Source organism: Ideonella sp. P3_A4 (assembly GCF_056403075.1).
Genome location: NZ_JBFUGE010000641.1, coordinates 1 through 3,257 on the forward strand (window position 1 = coordinate 1; position 3,257 = coordinate 3,257).

The following is a 3,257-nucleotide window of genomic DNA, read 5'->3' on the forward strand; positions in this document are numbered from 1 at the left end:
GGTGGAGATGGCGAAGTTGATGCGCGGGTCTTCGATCATCCACTTCGCGTAGTCACTCTCGACGCGGGTCGGCTCTGCGCCGAACATCTTCGAATAGAAGGCGATGCTCGCCTGCAGGTCTGCGACGTGGGCGTGGACATGGAATCGCTTCATGGCTTCTCTCTTCTGAAGGTGTCAGCAGCAGGACGCTGCGCTCTTGCCGACGGCGCAGGCGGCGCCCTGGCAGCAGTTCTCGGTGAGGTAGCCGAGCAGCGCGTTCATCTGGTCGAACGCGGCCCGGTAGATGATGTGGCGGCTGGCGCGCTCTTGCGTCACAAGGCCGGCGTGCGTCAACTCTTTCAGGTGGAACGACAAGGTGTTCTGCGGCACGCCCAGCGCCTCGGCCATCGTGCCGGGCGTCAAGCCCTCCTGGCCCGCGACCACCAGGGCCCGGAACACCTGCAAGCGCAGCGGTTGCGCCAGCGCGGCCAGGGCTCGAACGACGTTTTGTTCATCCATAGTTCAACGATACTGGAAATATTGACTCGGCGCAAGCGAGCGCGCCCCAGCCCAATCCGGCCGGCCGCACGCCCTGCGGAGCGGTTTCAGTGGAAGTTCAGGCCTGCCCGTCGCGCAGAGAGCGCTCGAGCTGCTCGGTCGAGCGCAGCTGGGCGCCCTGCCGGCTCAGGTCGGCGTTGGCCTGCTCGGCAATGACGCTTGCGGTTCGCCCGTCAGAAGGCCAGGTACCGTGCGCATCCTGCGCGATCACGACATCGAAGCCATTCGCCAGCGCCGACTTGGCGGTGTTGCTGACGCAGAACTCGCTCTGCAGCCCGCACAAGACCAGCTGCTTGGTTTGCAGCTCWTCGAGCATGGCCGAGAGCTTGGTTCCATCGAACGCGCTGGACTCTCGCTTGGCCACGAAATGGTCATCTTTCTGTGGTGCCAGCGCCTCGTGCAGCTCCCAATGCGGCGTGCCCAGCTCGAACACGTCGCCGTCTTCGGTGTGCTGGATGAAGACGATCGGCTTGCCGCCCGCGCGTGCCGCGCGCACCAGCCTCGCGGCGTTGTTGATCAGGCTGTCGGCTGCATCGATCGGCGGGCAACGCACGCCATCGAACGCGCCTCGTTGCAGATCGATGACAAGCAAAGCGGTTGGGGTCATAGGAGCCTCCGATGCAGATTCATGAATAGAAGGTCACGAGCCCGCAGGCGACCGGGCAACGGCCGACTCGATTGACGGCCAGATGATCGCCTGCGCAACGATGACATTCGTGCCGTTGAAGGTGGCCGCGGGTGAGCCATACAGCTTGTAGCCCATCGCGATGGCCTCGCTGATTCGGCGGCAGAAGGCCGCGTCGTCGGCCCCGGTGAGCAGGCGGTAGGTGGGCAGGCCTTCGGGTGGCAGTGTCGGTTCCATCGCGTTGGCTGGTGGTGACGAGTGGGAGCGTTAGTTTGCCTCGCTGAGCGCCATCCCGGTCTACGCCTGCTCGTAGTCAGCGTGGGCTGCGTGGTTGAGGCAGGCGCAGTGTCAAGTGTCAACTTCGGTCAACCCGGCCGCTCGCCGAGGGCCGGGTCGATTGCTGCCCTGCTGGATCAGCGGCAGACTGCGTCGCCGACTGGGCTTCCATTCGACCCGCTACAGGCCTAACGCTGCGGGGCCTAACGCTTCGTTACCGAGTCACTTCTTCAGATTCGATTTAAGCGTGCGGCGTGCGCACTCCCCGCCCTACGATCCCCCGCGCCGGCAGCCCCGGCATCGCTTGTCCCTTCATTCCCCCAAAGGAGACTTCATGAAACTGAGCCGCCAACTCATCGCCGCCGCGCTGGCGACGATTGCCTTTGCCAGCCCCGCCCTCGCCGGTCCGTCCACGCTGACCAAGGTGGGCGACCTGAGCGAAACCACGCGCCCGCACGGCGTGCCGCTGGATTACGTGGTCACGCCCAACGGGTTGTTCCACCCGTCGTGCGTGATTCAAGTGGCCGATGACGAACGCGTGACCGCCAGCGGCGCCGTGGTTCGCCGCGATGGCAGCGAGGTGGCCAGCAAGTCCGCCGCCTGCACGCACCCGCGCTTCGTCGCACGCGCCGGCAGCGTCGAGCGCATCGAACCCAATGGGGAGCAGCCCGCCTTCGACGGCTGGGTGGCCGACAGCAACTCCAACTCCAACGTCACGCCGCCCGCCAAGAAGATGGTCGCCACCTTCGGCGTGCCCAGTGGCCCGACCACCAAGAGCGGCCAGGTGCTGTACTACTTCCCCGGCCTCGAAGACGGCGGCGCAGTGCAGACCATCCTGCAACCCGTGCTGGCCTGGAACGGCTTCGGCGACTCGCGCTGGACGATGACGAACTGGAACTGCTGCAAGAGCGGCAAGACCTGGCACGGTTCGACCATCGCGGTGAACACCGGCGACAAGATCAAGGGTTCGATGATCGGCGCCAACTGCACCAACGGCGTCTGCACCAGCTGGGTGATCAAGAGCGTCGACAAGACCACCGGCCAGTCGACCACCTTCAACACCGAAGGCTATGGCCAGGCTTTTGACTGGTACTTCGGCGGCGCCAAGGAGGTCTACGGTGTCAGCCAATGCAGCCAGTACCCCGCCAACGGCAGCATCACCTTCTCGGCCATCCATGTGTTCGACCAGAACGGTGTCGAGACCACGCCGACGACCTGGAACACGATGAAGTCGGGCAGCGCCCCCGCCTGCAACTACGGCGTGGCCGTGACCAAGAACGTCACGAAGATCACGTTCTCGGCGAGCAACTAAGCTTAGACGCGGGGCGGCCCGCCGAGCGGCGGCCGCTTTGCTGWCACCCGGCCGAAGCCCCAGCACGGGTGCTTCGGCCCGAAAACCTGCTCTTCAGCATCGCCACCACCGCCAGCACCGCCTCCGATGCCCCGGCCGCCTGATAGGCCGCGCCGATGCGGATGCACAGCTGGTCACCTTCGACGACCTCCTTGAAGACCACGCCTTTGCGGGTCATCGAGTTCAACGACCTGGGKACCAGCGCGATCCCCTGACCGACCGCGATCAAGCCGAGCAGCACGTGGTGGTCGGACGGCTCCGGGACCCGGCGCGGGTCGAACCCCACCCGCTTGAAGACCTGCTGACAGTAGTCGTAGTAGGCCGGATTCAGCTTGCGATCGAACCAGAACAGGTTGTCATGCTGCAGGTCGAGGATCGACACCCGGCGCTTCTTGGCCGAAGGGTGGCTTGACGAAATGCAGGCGACCAGCGGGTCGTCGCACAGGTGCTCGATGGCCAGGCCCTCGG

General features: G+C 65.3%; 6 protein-coding genes. 1 reads left to right on the top strand and 5 read right to left on the bottom strand.

The genetic code is table 11. The features are described 5' to 3' along the window. The 4 genes from AC1DYI_RS30375 to AC1DYI_RS30390 all read right to left on the bottom strand — a co-directional run. On the bottom strand, nucleotides 1–153 hold a 153-nt coding region (locus tag AC1DYI_RS30375), incomplete at its 3' end, for a VOC family protein (RefSeq protein WP_477207846.1). Between the two features lie 21 nt (nucleotides 154–174). Next, the gene (locus AC1DYI_RS30380) at nucleotides 175–498 is read right to left on the bottom strand and encodes an ArsR/SmtB family transcription factor (protein ID WP_477207841.1); all 324 of its coding nucleotides are present in this window, start codon (nucleotides 496–498) and stop codon (nucleotides 175–177) included. A 97-nt stretch (nucleotides 499–595) separates the two neighbouring features. Further along, on the bottom strand, nucleotides 596–1,144 hold the full coding sequence (locus tag AC1DYI_RS30385; RefSeq protein WP_477207842.1) for an isochorismatase family protein: 549 nt from the start codon (nucleotides 1,142–1,144) through the stop codon (nucleotides 596–598). A gap of 33 nt (nucleotides 1,145–1,177) precedes the next feature. Then, complete coding sequence (locus AC1DYI_RS30390; protein ID WP_477207843.1) at nucleotides 1,178–1,399, bottom strand: DUF1737 domain-containing protein; 222 nt, start codon at nucleotides 1,397–1,399, stop codon at nucleotides 1,178–1,180. Nucleotides 1,400–1,772: 373 nt separating this feature from the next. Between AC1DYI_RS30390 and AC1DYI_RS30395 the strand changes: the two genes are divergently transcribed. Beyond that, the gene (locus tag AC1DYI_RS30395) at nucleotides 1,773–2,750 is read left to right on the top strand and encodes a hypothetical protein (RefSeq protein WP_477207844.1); all 978 of its coding nucleotides are present in this window, start codon (nucleotides 1,773–1,775) and stop codon (nucleotides 2,748–2,750) included. Here the strand turns inward: AC1DYI_RS30395 and AC1DYI_RS30400 are convergent. Continuing rightward, nucleotides 2,728–3,257 (bottom strand): LysR family substrate-binding domain-containing protein (locus AC1DYI_RS30400; protein ID WP_477207845.1); only part of this gene is annotated, 530 nt, incomplete at its 5' end. The genes AC1DYI_RS30395 and AC1DYI_RS30400 overlap by 23 nt on opposite strands.

Coding starts and splice junctions, on each gene's coding strand:
- AC1DYI_RS30380 (WP_477207841.1), bottom strand. CDS start 498: ATGGATGAACAAAACGTCGTTCGAGCCCTGGCCGCGCTGGCGCAACCG.
- AC1DYI_RS30390 (WP_477207843.1), bottom strand. CDS start 1,399: ATGGAACCGACACTGCCACCCGAAGGCCTGCCCACCTACCGCCTGCTC.
- AC1DYI_RS30395 (WP_477207844.1), top strand. CDS start 1,773: ATGAAACTGAGCCGCCAACTCATCGCCGCCGCGCTGGCGACGATTGCC.